The sequence below is a fragment of the Micromonospora sp. CPCC 206061 genome (assembly GCF_036906915.1).
In the GTDB taxonomy this organism is placed as follows: domain Bacteria; phylum Actinomycetota; class Actinomycetes; order Mycobacteriales; family Micromonosporaceae; genus Phytohabitans.
Window position 1 is genome coordinate 1 of the sequence record NZ_JBAKHX010000111.1, and the last position, 20104, is coordinate 20104.

General features: G+C 70.7%; 15 protein-coding genes. 5 read left to right on the top strand and 10 right to left on the bottom strand.

All coding sequences use genetic code 11. From position 1 onward, the window contains the following. Window positions 1–87 precede the first annotated feature (87 nt). The 4 genes from V6V89_RS37800 to V6V89_RS37815 all read right to left on the bottom strand — a co-directional run bounded on the left by V6V89_RS37800 (window position 88) and on the right by V6V89_RS37815 (window position 4099). Complete coding sequence (locus tag V6V89_RS37800; protein ID WP_334624476.1) at window positions 88–726, bottom strand: HNH endonuclease family protein; 639 nt, start codon at window positions 724–726, stop codon at window positions 88–90. A gap of 77 nt (window positions 727–803) precedes the next feature. Next, window positions 804–2480: a 2-isopropylmalate synthase gene (gene leuA / locus V6V89_RS37805; protein WP_334624489.1), complete on the bottom strand. Its 1677-nt coding sequence runs from the start codon at window positions 2478–2480 to the stop codon at window positions 804–806. 182 nt (window positions 2481–2662) lie between these two features. Then, window positions 2663–3208 (bottom strand): nitroreductase family protein, encoded by a 546-nt coding sequence (locus V6V89_RS37810; protein ID WP_334624477.1) that lies wholly within the window; start codon window positions 3206–3208, stop codon window positions 2663–2665. A gap of 84 nt (window positions 3209–3292) precedes the next feature. Continuing rightward, window positions 3293–4099 (bottom strand): hypothetical protein, encoded by an 807-nt coding sequence (locus V6V89_RS37815; protein WP_334624478.1) that lies wholly within the window; start codon window positions 4097–4099, stop codon window positions 3293–3295. A gap of 182 nt (window positions 4100–4281) precedes the next feature. Here V6V89_RS37815 and V6V89_RS37820 point away from each other — a divergent pair, with 182 nt between their 5' ends. Beyond that, complete coding sequence (locus V6V89_RS37820; protein WP_334624479.1) at window positions 4282–5547, top strand: aspartate kinase; 1266 nt, start codon at window positions 4282–4284, stop codon at window positions 5545–5547. Window positions 5548–5554: 7 nt separating this feature from the next. Then, entirely contained in the window at window positions 5555–6607 is a 1053-nt protein-coding gene (locus tag V6V89_RS37825) for an aspartate-semialdehyde dehydrogenase (RefSeq protein WP_334624480.1), read from the top strand. A gap of 100 nt (window positions 6608–6707) precedes the next feature. On the opposite strand, the gene V6V89_RS37830 is transcribed toward V6V89_RS37825, so the two are convergent. Genes V6V89_RS37830 through V6V89_RS37840 form a run of 3 tightly spaced genes read right to left on the bottom strand, consistent with a single transcriptional unit; the run spans window position 6708 to window position 9997 of the window. Next, a complete protein-coding gene (locus tag V6V89_RS37830; protein ID WP_334624490.1) occupies window positions 6708–8099 on the bottom strand; it encodes a sensor domain-containing diguanylate cyclase in 1392 nt (463 codons plus the stop codon). Between the two features lie 54 nt (window positions 8100–8153). After that, complete coding sequence (locus V6V89_RS37835) at window positions 8154–8864, bottom strand: SAM-dependent methyltransferase (protein ID WP_334624481.1); 711 nt, start codon at window positions 8862–8864, stop codon at window positions 8154–8156. A 2-nt stretch (window positions 8865–8866) separates the two neighbouring features. Next, window positions 8867–9997: a DUF3068 domain-containing protein gene (locus V6V89_RS37840; RefSeq protein ID WP_334624482.1), complete on the bottom strand. Its 1131-nt coding sequence runs from the start codon at window positions 9995–9997 to the stop codon at window positions 8867–8869. 110 nt (window positions 9998–10107) lie between these two features. On the opposite strand from V6V89_RS37840, the gene V6V89_RS37845 reads away from it, so the two are divergent. Further along, complete coding sequence (locus V6V89_RS37845) at window positions 10108–11313, top strand: acyltransferase family protein (RefSeq protein ID WP_334624483.1); 1206 nt, start codon at window positions 10108–10110, stop codon at window positions 11311–11313. Here V6V89_RS37845 and V6V89_RS37850 read toward each other — a convergent pair. Then, window positions 11223–15428 carry a DUF3367 domain-containing protein gene (locus V6V89_RS37850; RefSeq protein WP_442935299.1) on the bottom strand — a complete coding sequence of 1402 codons (4206 nt, stop codon included), beginning with the start codon at window positions 15426–15428 and terminating at the stop codon, window positions 11223–11225. The genes V6V89_RS37845 and V6V89_RS37850 overlap by 91 nt on opposite strands. 30 nt (window positions 15429–15458) lie before the next feature. Between V6V89_RS37850 and V6V89_RS37855 the strand changes: the two genes are divergently transcribed. Continuing rightward, window positions 15459–16655 (top strand): glycosyltransferase family 4 protein, encoded by a 1197-nt coding sequence (locus tag V6V89_RS37855; protein ID WP_334624486.1) that lies wholly within the window; start codon window positions 15459–15461, stop codon window positions 16653–16655. Between the two features lie 213 nt (window positions 16656–16868). On the opposite strand, the gene V6V89_RS37860 is transcribed toward V6V89_RS37855, so the two are convergent. Next, entirely contained in the window at window positions 16869–17063 is a 195-nt protein-coding gene (locus V6V89_RS37860; RefSeq protein ID WP_334624487.1) for a hypothetical protein, read from the bottom strand. A 51-nt stretch (window positions 17064–17114) separates the two neighbouring features. Beyond that, window positions 17115–18680: a hypothetical protein gene (locus V6V89_RS37865; protein WP_334624492.1), complete on the bottom strand. Its 1566-nt coding sequence runs from the start codon at window positions 18678–18680 to the stop codon at window positions 17115–17117. A 75-nt stretch (window positions 18681–18755) separates the two neighbouring features. Between V6V89_RS37865 and V6V89_RS37870 the strand changes: the two genes are divergently transcribed. Beyond that, window positions 18756–20000 carry a polysaccharide biosynthesis protein gene (locus V6V89_RS37870; RefSeq protein WP_334624488.1) on the top strand — a complete coding sequence of 415 codons (1245 nt, stop codon included), beginning with the start codon at window positions 18756–18758 and terminating at the stop codon, window positions 19998–20000. Window positions 20001–20104 lie beyond the last annotated feature (104 nt).

A 20104-nucleotide genomic window follows, 5' to 3' on the forward strand; every position in this document is an offset into this window, starting at 1 on the left:
GAGCGACTGGCGGCTACAGGGAGGCACAAAAGGCGCATGACCCGCGCGAGCGGAGCGAGCGCCGGTTAGCTCGGCCATGACGTGAGTCTATGGCTTCGTGCCGGGGCATGTGCCCAACATGTCGGACAACGCCGCCTTCTCCGCCGCCGTCACGGTGAGTCGCCAGAAGGCTTTCACCGAGATCCAGTCCTGGGCGTACGTGCACCAGAAGTCACGGTTCGACGGTGTCCACTTTGAAGGGTCCTGGTCGCCCTTGGACCGGTTCGAGCTTGCCGACACGGCGATCAGCTGGGGCCGGGTCAGGTCGTTGGCGAACTCGCCGCGACGCTGGTCGTCCCACTGGTTGGCGCCGGAACGCCAGGCCTCCGCCAGCGGCACCATGTGATCGATGTCCACATCGGAGGGATCGGAGAGGGTGCGTTTGTCGTATTCGCTGTACCACTTGCCGGCGACCACGTTGCAGCCGCTCAGCCGCACATTCTGGCCGTCCCGTTCGAGCACGGTGTCGCGCACGTCGCAGTTCTTGCCGGTGTCTCGCCAATGTGGAAAGCGTTCGCGGCTGTAGCCGCGCATCGAGCCGGACTTGGCCTCGGTGAGCTGGCCGAGCAGCCGCGCGGAGTCGGTGGCGGCGGACGGCGTGGCCGTCGCCTGGTCGGTGATGGTGTCGGGCGGTACACAGCCGGAGAGGGCGAGCGCCAGGGCGCACAAGGTAAGGAGGGACCGCACCCCACAAGCTTGCGGTCCCGGAGCGACGCCCGCCAGCGCGCCACGCCCGACAAGATCGTGGCGCGCTGGCGGCAGCGTCAGATGGCGCGGTTGACCGCGCTGGTCACGGCCTTTATGGAGGCGGTGACGATGTTGGGGTCGAGGCCGATGCCCCACACGGTGCGACCGTCCACGTCACACTCGATGTACGCGGCGGCCTGGGCGTCACCACCGGCGGACATGGCGTGCTCGTGGTAGTCCAGCAGCCGTACCTGCACGCCAATCGACTGGAGCGCGTTGATGTACGCGTCGATGGGGCCGTTGCCGACCGCGACGACCGACTTCGGCGAGCCGTCGAAGTGGATATCGGCGGTGATCTCAACCTTGCCCTCGACGGTGGACACCCGATAGTCGGTCATGGTGACCCGCCCGGCACCGAGGTACTCGGCCGAGAAGATGTCGAACATCCGGCCCGGCTCGACCTCGCCGCCCTCGTTGTCGGTGTACTGCTGCACCAGGCCGGAGAATTCGATCTGCAGCCGCCGCGGCAGGTCGAGGTGGTGCTCCTCCTTCATGATGTACGCCACGCCGCCCTTGCCGGACTGCGAGTTGACCCGGATGACGGCCTCGTAGCTACGGCCCAGATCCTTCGGGTCGATCGGCAGGTAGGGCACTGCCCAGTCGTGCTTGTCGATCGACACTCCGGCGGTCGCCGCGTCGGCGGCCAGCGCGTCGAAGCCCTTCTTGATGGCGTCCTGGTGGGAGCCGGAGAAGGCGGTGTAGACCAGGTCACCGGCGTACGGGTGGCGCTCGTGAACTGGCAGCTGGTTGCAGTACTCGACGGTGCGCTTGATCTCGTCGATGTCGCTGAAGTCGATCTGTGGGTCGATGCCCTGCGAGAACAGGTTCAGGCCCAGCGTCACCAGGTCGACGTTGCCGGTGCGCTCGCCGTTGCCGAACAGGCAGCCCTCGACGCGGTCGGCGCCGGCCAGCATGCCGAGCTCGGCGGCGGCGACTCCGGTGCCGCGGTCGTTGTGCGGGTGCAGCGACAGCACGACGGAGGAGCGGCGCGGCAGGTGCCGGTGCATCCACTCGATCGAGTCCGCGTACACGTTGGGGCTGGCCATCTCGACGGTGGCTGGCAGGTTGACGATCAGCGGGCGGTCGGGCGTGGGGTCCACCACGTCGATGACCGCGCCGCAGATCTCCAGCGCGTAGTCCAGCTCGGTGCCGGTGTACGACTCCGGGGAGTACTCGTAGAAGATGTCGGTGTCCGGCGTGTGGATCTCGGCGTACTTCTGGCAGAGCCGCGCTGCGGACGTGGCGATGTCGGTGATTCCGTCGCGGTCCAGGCCGAAGACGACGCGGCGCTGGAGCGCCGAGGTCGAGTTGTAGAAGTGCACGATCGCCCGCCGCGCCCCGCGCAGCGACTCGAAGGTGCGGTCGATCAGGTGTTCCCGGCACTGCACCAGAACCTGGATGGTGACGTCGTCGGGGATCAGGTCCTGCTCGATGAGCTGGCGTACGAAGTCGAAGTCGGTCTGGCTCGCGGACGGGAAGCCGACCTCGATCTCCTTGTAGCCCATCTGCACCAGCAGGTTGAACATGCGGCGCTTGCGCTCGGGTGACATCGGGTCGATCAGGGCCTGGTTGCCATCGCGCAGGTCTACGGCGCACCAGCGTGGCGCAACCTCTACTCGGCGGGTTGGCCACTGGCGGTCGGGCAGGTCGATGGCGAACTGCTGGTGGTATGGCTGGTAGCGCTGGAAGGGCATGCGGCTCGGGCTCTGCCGAGCAATGGGATCAGCGCCGGCTACTTCTGACACGGAGGGCTCCTCTAGAGGTCATGTGGCGAACAAGACCGGCGCGCGCGCCAAACTCCGCGACGAGGTGCCGGCCTTAGAGGGCCTCGTCGCGGCGGCGAAGAAGGAGCGCCTGCCACATGACAAACGACACTCTAGGTGATCGCAGCGCCGATTACCAACTCGGACCGTGGACGACGGCGACGCAGCGTGATTTCGAGAGTGCGCAGATCGGGCGGGAGCGACGCCGGGTCACCGAGCCGGCCAACCGCGAGAACGACCTTGGGAAGCAGGTCGTCGGACAGGTCGAGATCGGCGCGCAGGCCGGCGCGGTCGATGCCCGTGATCTGGTGGACGTGCAGGCGGAGCGCCGTCGCCTGGACTGAGATATGCGCCACAGCCTGCCCCAGGTCGTACGCCGCGTGGGGCGTGCCAGGGTCTACGACATACCCGGCGACGATCAGCGCGGACGCACTGCCGGCCCACCGCTGGCTCGCGGCACCGAGGTTGATGAAGATCCGTTTGTGTGTCTCGGTGTGGCGCCGGCCCACCAGGAACCGCCAGGGCTGGCTGTTTCCCACCGATGGCGCCCAACGGGCGGCCTCCAGTAGCGAGGTGATGTCATCGTCGGCCAGCTGGGCGGCCGGGTCGAACGCACGCGGACTCCACCGAGTCGCGAGCAAGGGGTGTAGCTCGGACATGGCGCCGAGTGTGCCCCAATGGGCGGTCCGTCTCCACCCTGGGGTCACCCGGCGTGTCCGGAAGCCGACGAGACGTGACCGCATTCACCCGTTAGGGGATGGACTTGACGAGGCACTCGCGGACGCCGAAACGGTGGGTGTCGGTGGCGCCGCCATGCCAAGCGCCTCGCCATTGACGACCGGGCCGGCGAGCGTGACGGTGGCCGGCGGCGCGGCCGGCGGATTCGTCAGCTTCAGCGTGCCGTACGCCAACCGGGCCGCGGTCAGCGTGCCGTCACTGTCGTAGCAGTAGATGCCGACGTCGAGGGGCGCCTTCAACGAGGTGGTGGTCGACTCGACGGAGAAGCAGGTGCCCTGGGCGCCGGAGATCGGCTTCGTGACCGACACCGCGAGCGGCGCCGCGCGGTCGATGAGCACCTCTCGCGAGTCGGTGAAGGGATGCCACACGCGTGGGTCGACCTTGGCGTCCACGCGGCCACCTGGCCCCGCGACCCGGACGCAGGTGGGCTGCACCGGCCGGGAGGGCGACGGCAGCGCGCACTGGTAGATGCCCTCGCCGTTCTGCGCCATCGACACGTCGACGGTGCCGCCGAGAGCGGCCTCCGGGATGTCGACCCGCCAGCTTCCGTCCGTGGCGCTCGTCACCACCACGGTCCGGTCCGGCCGGCCGGAGACCGAGAGCGTGTAGGTCGCGGTGAGCTTGCGGTCCTTCGCCGCGGCGGCGAGCGCCGCCAGCTGCTGGCGCGCGTCGCCGGGGCCTGTCGCCGCAGGTGGGGCCGGGTCTGTCGCCGCTGGTGCCGGATCACCCTGCCCGCAGGCGGTCAGCGTGATCAGCCCAGCGACCACGCCTGCGCCGAGGGGTCCGCGGAAGATGGCGGAGCGCACACTCACGTTCATATTCTCGGCTCGGATCCCGCGGCGGCTCGTTGACACGCCGGAAGCGACGCTGGTTACGGGCCGGATGCTGGGATCGCGTGGTCGCATGGTCACTGCGCGCCGGTACCCTGGGGTCGACTTACTCGGCGCCGCCGGCCAGCCCGGCGGCGTCCGCACGTACGGAAGGACGGGCTGCCGTGGCGCTGGTGGTGCAGAAGTACGGCGGTTCCTCGGTCGCGGACGCTGAACGCATCAAGCGGGTCGCCGAGCGCATCGTCGGCGCGCGCAAGGCCGGTGACGACGTGGTCGTCGTGGTCTCGGCGATGGGCGACACCACCGATGAGCTGCTCGACCTGGCCCATCAGGTCAGTCCGCTGCCCGCCGGGCGCGAGCTCGACATGCTCCTCACCGCGGGCGAGCGGATCTCGATGGCGCTGCTCGCGATGGCGATAAACAACCTCGGGTACGAGGCACGGTCGTACACCGGCTCGCAGGCGGGTGTGATCACCACGTCGGTGCACGGGCGGGCCCGGATCATCGACGTGACGCCTGGTCGGCTGCGCAGTGCGCTCGACGAGGGCGCGATCGCGATCGTGGCCGGCTTCCAGGGCGTCTCCCAGGACACCAAGGACATCACGACGCTGGGCCGCGGCGGCTCCGACACCACGGCCGTAGCGCTCGCCGCCGCCCTCCACGCGGACGTCTGCGAGATCTATACGGACGTTGATGGCGTCTTCACCGCAGATCCCCGGATCGTGTCCAATGCGCGCCATATCCGGCAGATCACGTACGAAGAGATGCTGGAGCTAGCGGCGTGCGGCGCAAAGGTGTTGCACTTGCGCAGCGTGGAATATGCGCGCCGGGCGGGCCTGCCGATCCACGTCCGCTCGTCGTACACGTACAACACCGGCACCATGGTCACCGGAGCGATGGAGGACCTTCCGTTGGAGCAGGCACTGATCACCGGCGTCGCCCACGACCGCAGCGAGGCGAAGATCACCATCGTGGCGGTACCGGACGAGCCGGGTGCGGCCGCGCGGATCTTCGAGACGGTCGCCAACGCGGAGATCAACCTCGACATGATCGTGCAGAACGTCTCCACCGAGGGAACCGGGCGCACCGACATCTCGTTCACGCTCCCCAAGGCCGACGGGCCGACGGCGATGGCAGCGCTCAGCAAGATCCAGGAACCGGTGAAGTTCAAGGGCCTCCTTTACGACGACCATGTCGGTAAGGTGTCGCTGATCGGAGCGGGCATGCGGTCGCATCCCGGCGTCGCGGCGAAGTTCTTCGCGGCACTCGGCGAGGCCGGCGTCAACATCGAGATGATCTCCACCTCGGAGATCCGGGTGTCTGTCGTCTGCCGCGACACCGACCTGGACGCGGCCGTGAGCGCCGTTCACGAAGCTTTTGACCTCGGTGGTACGGAGGAAGCGGTCGTATACGCCGGGACGGGGAGGTAAAGCCCCTATGGCCGGACCCACGCTCGCCGTCGTCGGAGCGACCGGAGCCGTCGGCACCGTCATGTGCGAGCTGCTGTCGGCACGCCGGAACGTCTGGGGCGAGATTCGCCTGGTGGCATCGGCGCGTTCGGCTGGCAAGACGATCATGTGCCGGGGCGAGGAGCTGACCGTTCAGGCGCTCACGCCCGAGGTGTTCGACGGCGTAGACGTGGCGATGTTCGACGTGCCCGACGAGGTGTCCGTCGAGTGGGCGCCGGTCGCGACGGCGCGTGGCGCGGTGGTGGTCGACAACTCCGGCGCGTTCCGCATGGACAGGGACGTGCCGCTCGTCGTCCCCGAGATCAACCCGGAGCAGGTGCGCAACAGGCCCAAGGGCATCATCGCCAACGCCAACTGCACCACCCTCGCCATGATCGTGGCGGTGGCGCCGCTGCACCGCGAGTACGGCCTGCGCGAGCTGGTGCTCGCCTCGTACCAGGCGGTTTCCGGTGCCGGCCAGGTCGGCGTCGACACGCTGCACGACCAGCTCGCGAAGATCGCCGGTGATCGGGTGCTCGGCTCCCGTCCCGGCAACGTCCGGCAGGCCGTCGGCGATGATCTCGGGCCGTTCCCGGCGCCGCTCGCGCTCAACGTCGTGCCGTGGGCCGGCTCGCTCAAGGACGCCGGCTGGTCGTCCGAGGAGCTCAAGCTCCGCAACGAGTCGCGCAAGATCCTCGGGCTGCCCGACCTGAAGGTGTCGGCCACCTGCGTGCGTGTACCGGTGGTGACCGGTCACTCGGTGGCCGTCCACGCGGTCTTCGGCACCGAGGTCGACAGCGAGGGCGCGCGTGAGGCGCTGCGCAACGCGCCCGGCGTGATCCTGGTCGACGACCCGGCGGCCGGGGAGTTCCCGATGCCGATCGACGCGGTCGGCACCGACCCCTCGTGGGTGGGCCGGCTGCGGCGCTCGATGGACGACCCGCGCGCGCTCGACCTCTTCGTCACTGGCGACAACCTGCGCAAGGGCGCGGCCCTCAACACCGCCCAGATCGCCGAACTGCTCGCGGCGGAGCTGAGCTAACTGGCCCTCGGGCGGCTCGCGTCCGCGAGCCGCCCTATAGATCGCAGTCGCTGCGCTCCCTGCGCTTTGTGCGATCTGCGGGCGGCAGCGCGCTCACGCGCTAACCGCCCGCCAAGCGGACGCCGTCGCGGCCCTCACGCTTGACGTCGTAGAGAGCGGCATCGGCCCGTCGCAGGGTCAGCTCGGGGGCCTCGCCAGAGCGCCGCAGGGCGACACCGACGCTGATGGTACGGCCGATCGTGCGGGCAGCCGCCGCGAGGCGCTCGCCGATGCCCGTCGCCTCGTCGGGACGCGCCACGTCGACCACCGCCACGAACTCGTCGCCGCCGATCCGGTACAGCTCGTCGCCCTGCCGCAGCGCGCTCTGTAGCGCCCGAGCCATCTCGACCAGCACCTGGTCGCCGGCCTGGTGGCCGTACGTGTCGTTGATGTTCTTGAACTGGTCGACGTCGATCGCGAGCAGCGCGGTGCGGTCCGGGGTGGCCCTGGCGATCCGCTCGCCGAACGAGCCCTGGTGCCGCAGGCCAGTCAGCGGGTCGGACGTGGCGCGCTCACGCAGGTGCTCCAGCGTCGTGAGGCGGTCGAGACAGGTCCACGCCTGGGTCGCCAGCAGCTCGACGAGGTTGACGGTCTCGGGGGCGGGTGTCACCATACCCTCGTCGACGATCAACAGGACGGCACCGATGTCGACCGGGCCGACCGGTACCGCGATCATGGACCGGACACCCGCTTCCACCAGCTCCTCGAACCCGTGCGCGTCCAACCGGGCGGGGTCGCCGATCGTGTACGAGGTGCCGTGCTGCCGCGCCCGCGCCACCGTGCGCGCGCTGAGCCGGACCCGAAGGCGCTCGCCGAGCGGCCCGTCCACCCCGTACAACCGGGCGCCGACCCGGGTGGGCACCGCCAGCACGGGCGTGGATAGCCCGGACACGTCGCGCGCCGCCTCGACGACGGTCGACAGCAGTTCACGGTCGCTCCCGGCGGCGGTCAGTGCCATGGCGTGCCGCAGCAACCGCTCGCCGCGGCTTTCCGCGGGTGGGCCGCCAAGCTGTGCGATCCGCTCACCCAGCAGCTCCGCGACCTGCTCGGCGAGGCCGCGCCACAGGTCGAGGTCGACGGGGTAGGTCCACTCGATGTTGAGCGCGCCGACCGACCGGCCGGACAGGTCGAGGATCGGGGTGCAGACCTCCGCGGCGACGTCCGGACCCAGCGAGATGTAGTCGGGGTCGGTCTCGACCGCGGACACCACCTGGGTCTTGCCCGACGTGAACGCGCGGCCGGCCACCCCGTCCTCCGGGCGGATGGACGAGTACACCTGCCACGAGCCAGCCGCGGCGACGCACCGGAGGCGGTCGTGTACATGGAGCAACGTAGCGATCATGGCGGGCGTGTGGCGGCTGATGGCACTCACAGCGACCGCACACGCCTCTTGGACGGTCGTCGCCGTCGTCAGGCGCGCCGTGACTTCGGAAAGCAGCAGTTCAGGAGGCACGAGGGCGTCAAGAATACTCACCGTGCCTGGGTGGGAACTGTGGAGTGACCCAGTTCACCGCACGAAGGTGAACAGGCGTTCGCCGGGCGTGAAAGGGGTCGGCGGGTCCACCAAGGTGTGCACGCCCATGCCATACGGCTCGGAGGGATCAGACAGAAACCGGAGCGCGAAGCCGCCCGCCGCGAACCAGTCGCACGCGGTCGGTACGAGGTCGGGCGCCTCGCGGGTGCGGGTCCAGATCACCGTGGCACCTGGGGCGCAGAGCCTGGGCAGGAAGCCAATCGTGTGCCGGATGTCGGAGTCGGTGATGTTGCCGAAGACGCCGCAGACCAGTACCAGATCTGCTGGCACGGCTCCCGCGTAGCTGTCGCTCTGGCCCGCGTCGGCGACGCGCACCGAAAGGCCCGTCAGCCCGGCAGCGCGAGCGGACGCCTCGGCGTCCGCCGCCAGCCGCGGGTCGAACTCGACCAGCCGGCCAGTGACGTCGTGCCGGCGGGGGTGGCCGGCCAGCACGCCGATCAGATCACGCCCCTGGCCAGCACACATGCTGATCACGCGTACTGAGTCTGACGCCCTCGCTTCGCTCGGGTCGTTCGCGTGCTCGGATGCCGCCCTGTAGACCGGGCGGCGTGCGCTCACCGACCCAGGCGGCCGTTCGTCGAGGTACGAGCGGATTTGGTGCTGGACGGCGGCGAGGCGCTGGGACATGGCCGAGGCGGGATCCTTGTACGCCTCGTGCCACTGAACCCAGTCGCTCTCGCTCACCGTCAGCGCTGGTCCGGCCGGTTGCCGGGGATCCCGGCGGGGCCGCCCGGTGCCGGGGTCACCGGCGCGGGCAGCACGTCGGTCAGCACGCCGTCGCTGGTGCGGGCCGGCGCGCGGTTCTGGGCCGGGGAGGGGCTGGCGGGACCGCCACCGGTGCGGTGCGCGCCGCCGCTGGCGGCCCGGCGGCCGAACATGAACGCGAAGATCACCAGGAGCAGGCCGCCGACGGCGAGGCCGAGCGGCACCCACATGCTGATCAGGTTGAGCCGGGCCCGGTTGGAACCGGCGCGGTCCGCGGCGTCGGCGATCGTGTCCGGGGTGTACTCGAAGTCGGCGTCCAGCAGGACAGTCGACGCCCCGGTCGCCGGCACCAGCTCCTTGTGCTGCTGCTCGCGCACCTTGATGTACATGCCGGTGGTCGGCTCGACCCACAAGGTGCGGGTGTTGCTGTACATGACCTGACCGCTGGTGGCCTCCGGGGCGAAGCGGCCGAGGAGCGTCGACATGCTCTCGTCGCTGACGTTCTTGGCCGGCTGCTCCTCGACGACCTGCTCGAAGCGGTAGACCTCGACGCCCTCGATCGTCTCGGTGCCCTTGAACTCGGCCGGAAGCGACGTGCGCAGGTCGCGGTCCCACACCTGGTATGTCCGCTTCTGCGTGCCGAAGGGGAACTTGTAGATCTGCCCGGCGAACTTCACGTTGCCAGGCTCGTCCGCGTCGACCGCCTCAGCCAGCCACTGGCCGTCCCAGTCGGCGGGCGCGCCGGAGACCCGGTTGAGGGCCAGCTCCGCCGAGTACTTGCTGATCTCGTACTGGTCGTCGGTGCGGATCACGTTCTGGTAGGCGTCCCAGACGACCACGTTGCCCTTGAGGTCCTCGGGCAGCTTCTCGGTCTCCATCGGGTCCGGGATGATCTCGATGGTCGACCGCAGCGTCGCCTGCTTGACCTCGATCTGGCCGGGCTTCAGCTCCAGGAAGGTGGCGTTCGGCGCCTCGGCGATAGAGGTCGACGGGTCGAGGTCATAGGGCAGCTGCTTGAGTGAGGGAGCGATCACGAAAGCCAAGGCGGCGGCTGCCACCAGCAGAAACACGCCGGCGCCGAAGACCACGGCCCCTATGACGCGGATCTTCATAAGTCCACTCCACTCGTATGTTCTCGTCTGTCGCACCCAGCGTCGACTCCGTAGTATGGCCGGGAGGTTACTACCCAGTCACATTCAGCGCGACCCCTGGGAAGTCACAAATGTCGCCCGACCTTCAGACGACCGCCCCGAGCCGCCTGCCCGCGCTTGATGCCCTGCGCGCGGTGGGCGCCGCGGCGGTGGTCGGCACGCACGTCGGCTTCGCGACCGGGGCCATCGGAGATCCTACGTGGGGCGGTTGGCTCGCCCGGCTCGACGTTGGCGTGGCCCTCTTCTTCGTCCTATCTGGATTCCTCCTCTTCCGGCCGTACGTCCACGCGCTCGCCACCGGCGGTGACCGGCCCGGCGCCCGGCGGTACCTCTGGCGGCGGTCGGTGCGGATCCTGCCCGCGTACTGGCTGACCGTCGCCGTCAGCCTGGCCGTACTGCCGGGCAACGAGAAGGCCTCCGACGCCGACTGGCTCCGGCACGCCACGCTCGCCCAGATCTACGAGCCAGGGCGGTTACGTGACGGGCTCGGCCACACCTGGAGCCTCGCGACCGAGGTCGCCTTCTACGTACTGCTCCCGTTGATCGCCATCACCCCGCTGGTGGGCCGCAAATGGCGGCCGGTGTGGACGGTCAGCGCGATGTGCGGGCTGGGCGTCGTGGTCACCGGAGGCTGGCTCGCCGCCATGGGGTTCGGCCTGCTCGACCTGGGCCTGCACACCATGTGGTTGCCCTCGCACATGGCCTGGTTCGCCGCGGGCATGGCGCTTGCGACCATCCACGTCGCGCTCGCCACCGGCACCGGGCCGGCCCGCTGGCGGTTCCTCGAAGAGCTGGGCAGGGCGCCGCTGGCGTGCTGGGCAATCGCGGTCGGGCTCTTCGCGGTGGCGGCCACTCCGCTCACCGGGCCGCGCGACCTGACCGAGCCGACCGCGTGGCAGTTCGGCGCGAAGCAGGCGCTTTTCCTGGGCGTCGCGGTGATGGTGCTGCTGCCACTGGCATTCGGCCCGCGTACGCGCAGCCGCGCCGTCCTCGAGAGCCGCCCGGCGCGCTGGCTCGGCACCGTCTCGTATGGGCTGTTCCTCTGGCACCCGTTCGTGCTGGAGCTGATCTACTGGGCCGGTGGTCGCGACGCCTTCTCGGGCGACCTGCTGTCGGTGTACCTGCTGACGCTCGGCGGCGGCCTGCTCCTCGCGGCGTTGAGCTGGTATCTCGTGGAGCGCCCGATTCAGTGGCTGGGCTCGCGGTGGCCGCGGCGGAAGGTGCGCACCGCGAACGAGAGCCACAAGGCGCTCGCGGCGGCCAACGCCACCACCTGAGGCGCCGCCGACCAGTGCGGGTCCTCCGACGCCAGCGACAGGACACCCGCGATCGCGAAGAGGACCACCGGCAGCCAGCGCCAGAACAGCTGCGCCCCTCGGTGCAGGTACTTCTGGTCGTAGCGGGACAGGTTCGGCATCAACGCCCGGTAGACCAGCAGCCCGGCGCCGCCGAGGGCGGCCAGGCCGGCGAGCGGGAGGCCACCGACCGACACCAGCGCCACACCGCCCACGACGGTCACGAGCACGGGCCGCCGGTACCGGTGGTGGGTCACCCGCTCGGTCTGGAGTGGACGGCGGCGGGGCAGCAGCGCGACGAGGAGCATGACCAGCGCGAGCGCCGCGCCGCCCACCAGGCCCCACTGGTACGCCCGGTCGGGCCCAAAGCGGAGCGTCACGTCTCCGGCGACCCCCGCGGGCAGGATCCAGCCCTGCTGCCAGCCGTCGATCGTGATGGGGCGCAGCGTCTTGCCCGCGACCGTGGCGACCCAGCCCGGGTTCGCGTTCTCGCGCAGCACCAGCACTCGGTCCTTCGACGAGGAGTCCACCGACAGGCGGCGCTCGCTCGCCGACCAGTCGCTGACGCCGACGTGCGAGCCGTCCGTCTCGGGAGTGTCCGATGTGGTCAGTGCCAGACGGGTCGGCGTCGCCAGCGTCGTGCCGGCCGCCACCACGCGCGACTCGCCGACCGGCAGCTCCACCTCTTTCGACTTGCAGACGGTGGCCCACACCTCGCGCAGCTCCAGCAGTTGCTTGCGGGTGGCGCGGATGGAGGTGGCGAACGTCGTACCGGCGATGTTGAGCACCGGGCCGCTGCCGCACGGCAGCCGCACGACGGCGTTCTCGTCGACCGGCAGCCGACCCTTGTCTGGCAGCGCGGTCAGCTCCGCCACCGCCACGGGCAGCGGGTCGAACTTGTTGCGGTACGGGTCGTACGACCGGGCCGGCGTGGTGTCGGAGAGCAGGACGGTGATCTCGTTGGTGTTCATCGGACGGTCGAACTCGATCGTGCCGTCGGCCGACAGCACACCGCCGCGCACGCCCCCGTCGCCCAGCACGGTGACCGCCCACGGATGCGACGCCGCGATCTCCTCGTGCAGCGTCACCCTGAGGCCGGTGACCTCGCGCGCCTTGGGCCAGGTCAGCCGGAGCCACGGTTGCTTGTCGTCGTCGGCGGCGTACCAGACGGTGGTCGGGTTGCCGTCCGCCACGACACCCGGTCGGGCGGCCGGATCCGGCATCCCGCTCGACGAGGCCGCGACGGACGGTATGTCGTACTCGGAGTCGAGCAGCGCGGACAGCTCCGGTCCCGCCTTCGGCACCGCCCAGACGGCTGGCCGGTACGAGTCGGCGGCACCGAGCCGCACCGTCCGGTCGATCACCCGGTTGTCTTCCGAGGCTCGGGCGACGGCGGGGGAGCAGTAGGTGCGGTTGTCGAGGAAGTAGCACGACGGGACCGACGGCGCGGCGCTCAGGACGATGGACGAGGCGGCTTTGTCATCGATGCTCTCCGGCACGACCGGCGTGACCAGAGTCCGCCCTGTGCGCACGTCCGGGATCGTCAGCTCGGTGATGCCCACACCGCCGAACCCGGTGCGGATGCCGAATACGTCGTTGACGGTGACGCGCAGCCGTTCCGTGAGGAACCGCCCCGGCAGGCGTACCACCGCGGTGGCGCCGGTGACCTCGGTGGTGACCCGCTCCGGCCCCGCGGTGACCGTGATGCGGGTCGGTATCGAGTCGGCGCCGGTGTCGAACGAGATCCGTACCTCGACGACGACCCGGGGCGTGGTCAGCTCCACCTCCAGCCACTGGCCGATCGATCGGGTGCCCGGGGCCGACCGCCACGAGGTGGTCGTGTCCGCGTCGAGCGCCGCGTACGGCTGGTGTGCGGGGCGGCCACCGGACAGGGCCAGCGCCTGCGACATCGAGCTCGACGCGCTGACCCCGCTGAACCCGAGGTACCGGACGGTCGTCTGATCCTTCGTGGTGACCCAGGACGGCAGGTAGTCGTGTTGGGGAGTGTCCAGCCGCCACGGTTCGAGGCTGGTGAGCGTATTGGACGCGTTGTCCTGCGCCCGCCCGAACGCGATCTCGCGCCGGCGCAGCCCGTCGGTCACCGCGACCGATCCGGTCTCCACACCGGCGGGCAGGTCGCCGGCGAGCACCGTCGGCGCGGATGGCAGCAGCCCGGACTCGCCCAGTTCCAGCAATGACTCGGGCCCGCCGACGAGGGTGGTGACCGAGTCCAGGTCGTACGCGACGACCTGGTCGACCGGTCGCTGTACCCGGAACACCTCCAGCGCGCGGACCGGCACGTCGAGCCCGCGGTCGGCGTAGTTGCCCGGCAGGTGTCCACCGCCCACCGTCGGGCCGAACCCGGCGGCCAGCGTCAAGCCCGGCGACCGGGCGAGCGCCTGCCGCACCACGAGCGGCCGGGCGGCGTCGCTGCCGCCGTAGTCCAGATCGGATCTGATCAGCACGTAGCGAACGCCCGACCGGGCCAGCACGTCCGCCAGAGCCGTGGATCCGGCACCGGTGGCCATCGTGGACTCGATGGCGTCCAGCAGCCGGATGGTCGTGGGCGGCGCGAGCGGGATCGAGCTGCGCACCGCCCACGCGCTGTCGAGCAGCGGCTGGAGGATCTCGTCGCTCGGGCTGCCCCAGAGGTACCGCGGGAAGCGGGCCGCCGGCGCGACCAGTACGCGTTCCTTGCCCAGGTTGGAGTCGAGCCAGGCTGACGCCTGCTTCCAGTACCCGGGTACCGCGTCGAAGCTGCCCTTGGCCGGCAGGCCGCCGACCAGCGCGGGCGCCGCCACCGCGGCGATCGCGACCAGGCTCGCACCGGTGACCGCGGCGGCGCGCAGGCCACGCGGATGCCAGCGCGGGGCGCCTGCTGCGGCGCGGCTCAGCACACCGACCAGGTGTGCGAGGCCGAGTATCAGCGGCAACCGGAGCACGACGTCGAACTTGTGCACGTTGCGCAGCGGCGCGCCGGACCCGTCCAGGAAGGCTCGCTGGAGCTCGGCGAGGCCGCCGCTGGCCGACGCCACGTGCCCGAAACCGACGAGCGCGACGCCGACGAGCAGCCCGGTGACGAGGAACCGGCGGTGCGGCATTCCACGCCGGGCCAGCCCGGCGAGGCCGAGGCCGGCCACCACCAGGGTCGCCGCGATGAGCACCGGTTCGGTGCCCAGCCGCCAGCCGGCCGTCCAGGTCGGACCGTGCGGCCCACCCAGATACGCCAGCCAATGGGAGGCGCCCCGCATGGTGGTGACGAGGTCCGTGGTACGCGTGGTGACTTCGGCGGTCTCGATGTAGTCCAGGAACGGAGGGCTGTACCGGCCGAGCAGGAGCAGCGGCACCACCCACCACGCGGTCGCGAACGCCACGGCCACGCACCACCCGGCGAGCGCGGCAAGTCGGCGCCGCAACGGCCGCACCGTCGCGAGCCACAGCACCGCCAGCGGTACGACCGCGAGCACCGCCGTCGCGTTCACCCCGCCCGCGCACGCGACGGCGACCGCCGACCAGGCCACCGACCGGCGGATCGACGCTCCCTTGGCGATGCCGACGAGCGGTACGAGCACCCACGGCGCGACGGCCGTGGGCCACGCCTCGACGGACACCGGGCCGAGCTCGGTGACGATTCGCGGGCAGAGGGCGAACGCGATGCCGGCGATGAGGCGGCTCGCGGGTGTGCCGATGCCGAGCCGGTCAGCCAGCTTCACGACGCCGGTGAAGGCGACGCACATCAGCAGCGCCCACCACAGCCGCTGTATCGCCCAGCCGGGGATCGCGAGCAACCAGCCGCCCGCGAAGAACGGGCCCATCGGCCAGAGGTAGCCGTACGCCTGGTTCTGGAGTTGCCCGAAGGTGCCCGCGGGCTCCCACACGTGCAACGCCCGCTCGAGCCAGGCGATCGGCGTGACGGCCAGGTCCACCTTGGTGTCGATGACCAGCGTGCCCGGTGCTTGAAAAAACGCTAACGCGGTGAGAAGGACGCATACCGCCACGGTCCGGAGCCGCCACACGATACCCGTGGCCCGTGGCCGCGGATCATCCGGTGCCGTGCCGTTGCCAGTGGGCGTGGATTGCCCATATGGTGGCCCGATCGCGAAAACTACTCGTGAGTAGGAGCTGCCGTGGGCACCCGGCACGTCCTCATCCTCAACTGGCGGGACACCCTCAACCCGGAAGGCGGCGGCTCCGAGGTCTACCTTGAGCGCGTCGCTGGCGAGCTCGCCGCTCGCGGACACCGCGTCACGCTGCTCTGCGCCGCTCACGGGAACGCTCCCGCCGACGAGACCACCCTGGCTGGCGTCCGCGTCATCCGGCGCGGAGGACGGCACACCGTTTACCTTCGGGCCGCGCTGATCTACCTCGCCGGGCTTGTCGGGCTCGGACCGTTGTCGCGGAATGCCCTCGGCAGGCCGGACGTCATCGTCGACGTCTGCAACGGCCTGCCGTTCCTGTCGCCGCTCTACGCCCGCCGCCCGGTCATCGCGCTCGTGCACCACGTGCACCGGGAGCAGTGGCCGGTCGTGCTCGGTCGCTGGGGGGCGAGGCTGGGCTGGTGGATCGAGTCCCGGCTCGCGCCGTGGGTTTACCGGCATTGCAGGTACGTCACGGTTTCCCAGGCCACGCGGGCCGAGCTGGCCGTGCTCGGCGTCGATGCCGCGCGCGTCGTCGTCGTCCACAATGGCACTCCTGAGGTGGCGTCGGAGCCGGCGCCCCGTGCCGCGCACCCATCACTGATCGTCCTGGGCCGCCTCGTGCCCCACAAGCGGGTGGAAATCGCGCTCCAGGCCGTGGCCGCGCTCGCCGACGAGATGCCGACGCTGGAACTGGTCGTCGCCGGCCAGGGCTGGTGGGAGCAGCCGTTGCGCGAGTACGCCGAATCGCTCCACATCGAGGACCGCGTCCGGTTCACCGGGTTCGTAACCGAACAGCAGAAGCACGAGCTGCTGTGCTCCGCCTGGGTCGCGCTCACCCCGTCGCTCAAGGAGGGCTGGGGGCTCACGATCGTCGAGGCGGCCTCGCGCGGCACCCCGACCGTCGCGTTCCACGGCGCTGGCGGTGTCGCCGAAGCGCTCGTCGACGGCGAGACCGGACTGCTCGCGTACGACGCCGACGACTTCGTCGCGAAGACCGGGACGCTCCTGCGGGACGGCGTCCGGAGGACCGCGATGGGCGAGGCGGCCCGGCGCCACGCCGCCTCGTTCACCTGGGAGGCGTCCGGAGAGCGCTTCGCCGAACTGGTCATGTGCCGCCTCCCGCAGCCGCCACAAAGCGGAGGGAGCGCAGCGACTGTAGCGACTGGTGGCTACAGGGAGGCGTGAAGGGCGCATGACCCGCGTGAGCGGAGCGAGCGCCAACCCACGTGGTCATGTGCCGCCTCCCGCAGCCGCCACAAAGCGGAGGGAGCGCAGCGACTGTAGCGACTGGTGGCTACAGGGAGGCGTGAAGGGCGCATGACCCGCGTGAGCGCAGTGAGCGCCAACCCACTCAGTCATGCGGTCGTCAACCCGCGCGGTGGAACGTCAGCGCGATCACTACCTGGTGCCGTAGGACGCCGGCTGCCGCTCGTCGGTCGACGGGTCGCCGCCCTTCTTCTCGATCTCGCTGGACACCTTGTCGACGGCCTCCTGCGGGGTGACAACCAACGCGGAGGCGAGCGCGTACGCACCCGTCACCGCCAGCACAGCGGCGATCACTCCGGCCAGCAGCAGGCTGCTCAGGGTCTTCATGCCTCTATCTCCCTCACGGCATCCAAGTGCGGGCACGTTACCACGCGGTAGCTAGTCATGGGAGGGTCCGCTTTTGCGGATCACCGAGGCGGCCGCGGCCACCGTCACCGCTGCCGCCAGTAGGTGGCCGACCAGGGGCAGTGGCCAGCGCGGTTCGGGCGCCGTCGTGGGCGCATTTGGATTTTCGTACAGGGAGAGGGTGGGGCCGGCGTACACCAAATCGAGACCCGCGAGGGCGCTCGCCGGCACCTCGCCGCCCGCGCCGTGCTGCACCAGCACCCACCGGAATCCCGGTACGGGCTCGCCGGCTTCGAGCCGGTCGCGGATCTCGGCCGTCCTCTCGCTCTCGCCGGCGACACTCAGGTCTCCGACCAGCAGGGTGTCGTCGACGATCACCGGCGCCTTCAGATAGCGCGGGGCGGGATCCAGGACCACCGTGTCGCGGTTCCATGGATATGCGCGGTATGCCGTGAACGGCAGCGACAGCACCTCGCCGCCCTCGACCCGCCCCGCCACGACCGCCCAGTCGCGGGGGTAGTCGACCGGCCGCAGCCGCCCCGCCCCGCCGAACGCCAGATCCGGCATCACGACTACCGGCAGCAGGGCCGCGCCGACGAGCACAGGGGTGCGGCCGAGCCGCTCCGCGCCGAGGGCCGCGCAGGTGACAAGGAGGAGCGCGTACGGCATCAGGAACTTCTGACCGTCCCGGAGCAGCCCGGCGCCCGGCACGTGGGCGACGATCCACTCCAGGGCGGGCGCGGCTGGGCCAGTACCAAGAAGGGCCAGGACGAAGCCGACCAGAGCGACCACCGACAGTCGCGTCGCCGCGCTCCAGCGGCGGCGCAGCACCGGATAGCCCGCCGCCGCCAGCGCGAGCAGGAGCACGGTCGCCAGCGGCGCGAGGGCCGAGCCGCGGCTGTCGGGCGTGGTCTGCGCGTTCCAGATGCCGCCTGTGCCGAGGAGCGCGCCCAGTGGACCGCTCCAGTTCTCGCCCCGGGCGGCGAAGGCCGCAACTCCGGCCGCGTCGGAGCGCCCGCCCGCCGTCGTCACCAGCGCGGCCAGCACCCACGGCGCGTTCAGGGCCGCGGCGGCCAGCCTCGCCTTCCAAGGAACGGAGAGCGCGCACACCATGACGAACGCGATGACACCGCCGGTCGGCGTCAGTGACGCGACGGCGGCCGCGATGACGATTATGCCGGTACGCCGTGCGAGCGCCGCCTTGACCAACCAGGGCAGGGCGGCATAGCAGAGCAGCAACCCCCACTGTCCAATGAGGAGCCTCTCGGCGAGGAACGGTGTCCACGCGTACCCGATCGCCGCCACGATCCTGGTGAGTACCCGCTCGGTCGGCACGAGGCGGCCCGCGCCCAGCGCGGCGGCGTAGACGATCCCCGCGAGCGCGATCCTCTGTACCAGCCACCCGGGAACGAGCTGCGTTGTGAGCGAGACGGCGGCGTCCAGCGGCACCGCCCTCGGGAGCGCGTCGACCGGGGCGAGAAAGTCCCAGCGCAGCGGCTGCCGCGGCACGAAGACCATGTCGTAGGCGAGCACGTAGCCGGGAGCGGCGAGTGGGGCCAAAATAGCCACCGTGACCAGGGCGGCCGTGGCGTGGAGCATCAACCGTTCGCGCACGGTTGACCTCCTCACTACGCTGACCGGGTCACTCTACGGTGGCGATCTCTGGAGGGTTTCGTGGCTTCTTTGGGTGCCCGCGCTGGCGCGGCCTCGCTCGGCCGCGCCGGAGCGGCGGTCACCGCGGCGAACGTCGTGGTCAACCTCGCCGCGTACCTCGTGCCGCTCCTCGGTGCCCGCTACCTGACCTCCGACGACCTCGGCGCGCTCGCCACCGCGATGGCCCTCTTCGCCATCGCCACCGTGCCCGGCATGGGCCTGCAGACCGCGATCGCGGTATCGGTCGCCCGGGGTGAGGAGCCCGCCAACCTCGGCCGGACCTCGGTCATGACCGCTCTGCTCTGCGGTGCCCCGCTGCTGCTCGCGACCCCCCTCCTGGTGGCCGTGCTCGACCTGCCGGTGATGGTGCCACCACTGATCGCCGCGATGACCGTGCCGATCGTGCTGGCCTGCCGTTCCCTCGGCGAACTCCAGGGGAGGTCGCGGTTCTCCAAGCTCGCGGTCGGCCTGGCGGTGATAGCCCTCGGCCGGTACGCCGGCGTCGTGGTCGGCCTGGCAGCCGGCCTCGGACTGGTCGGCTCGCTGGTGGTGGGTGTAGCGGCCGCCTGGCTCGCGTTCCCGGTCCTCGCGCGCCTTGGCCACTCTCTTGTGATCGCTTCGGGACGGTTGCGGGGCGGGGCGGTCTTCACCGCAGCCAGCGCGACGCTCGCGATGCTGGTCGCCTCGTACGCCGACCTGATCCTCGCCCGGACGGTCCTCCCCGCGGCCGCCTCCGGCGCGTACGCCGTCGGCGCGGTGCTCACCCGCGGCGCGATCTGGGCCCCGCAGGTGATCACGATGTTGGCTCTGCCCCGGCTCGCCCAGGGCCACCGGCGGACCCTGATGACCGGCTTGTGCCTTGTGGCGGGGGCGGGGCTGGCGCTGGTCGGCCTGACGGCGGTGGCGTCCGAGCTGGCGGTACGCGTCGTAGGCGGCTCCGACTACCTGTACCTGACCGTGGACGCGCCGTGGTTCGCCGCGCTGGGCGCCGTGTACGCGGTCATCTTCTTCCTGCTGAACGCCCAGATCGCCGCGTCCGCCCGATGGCCGTCAGCCCCGTTGTGGCTGGGTGTGGTCACCCTGCCCCCGGCGATCCTGGTCCTGGGCCGCCCATCAATCGGCTCCGTCCTAGCGTGCGCCCTGTTGGTGGCCGTGGCAGCGGCGACAGCAATGCTGATCCGCGTCCTCCGTACGGCACCCCCACCCGCTACGCCGCCTTCCGCAGCACTCTCTTCCGCCGATCAAGGGCAAATGCACGCGCTTTGATCTCCGATCCACGTGCATTCGCCCTCGATCGATGCGAATGCCCTGAGACGAAACTCGGCCCAGCCACGTGTGCGGCAGCGTCCCGGCGGAGCCGGGACTTCGGG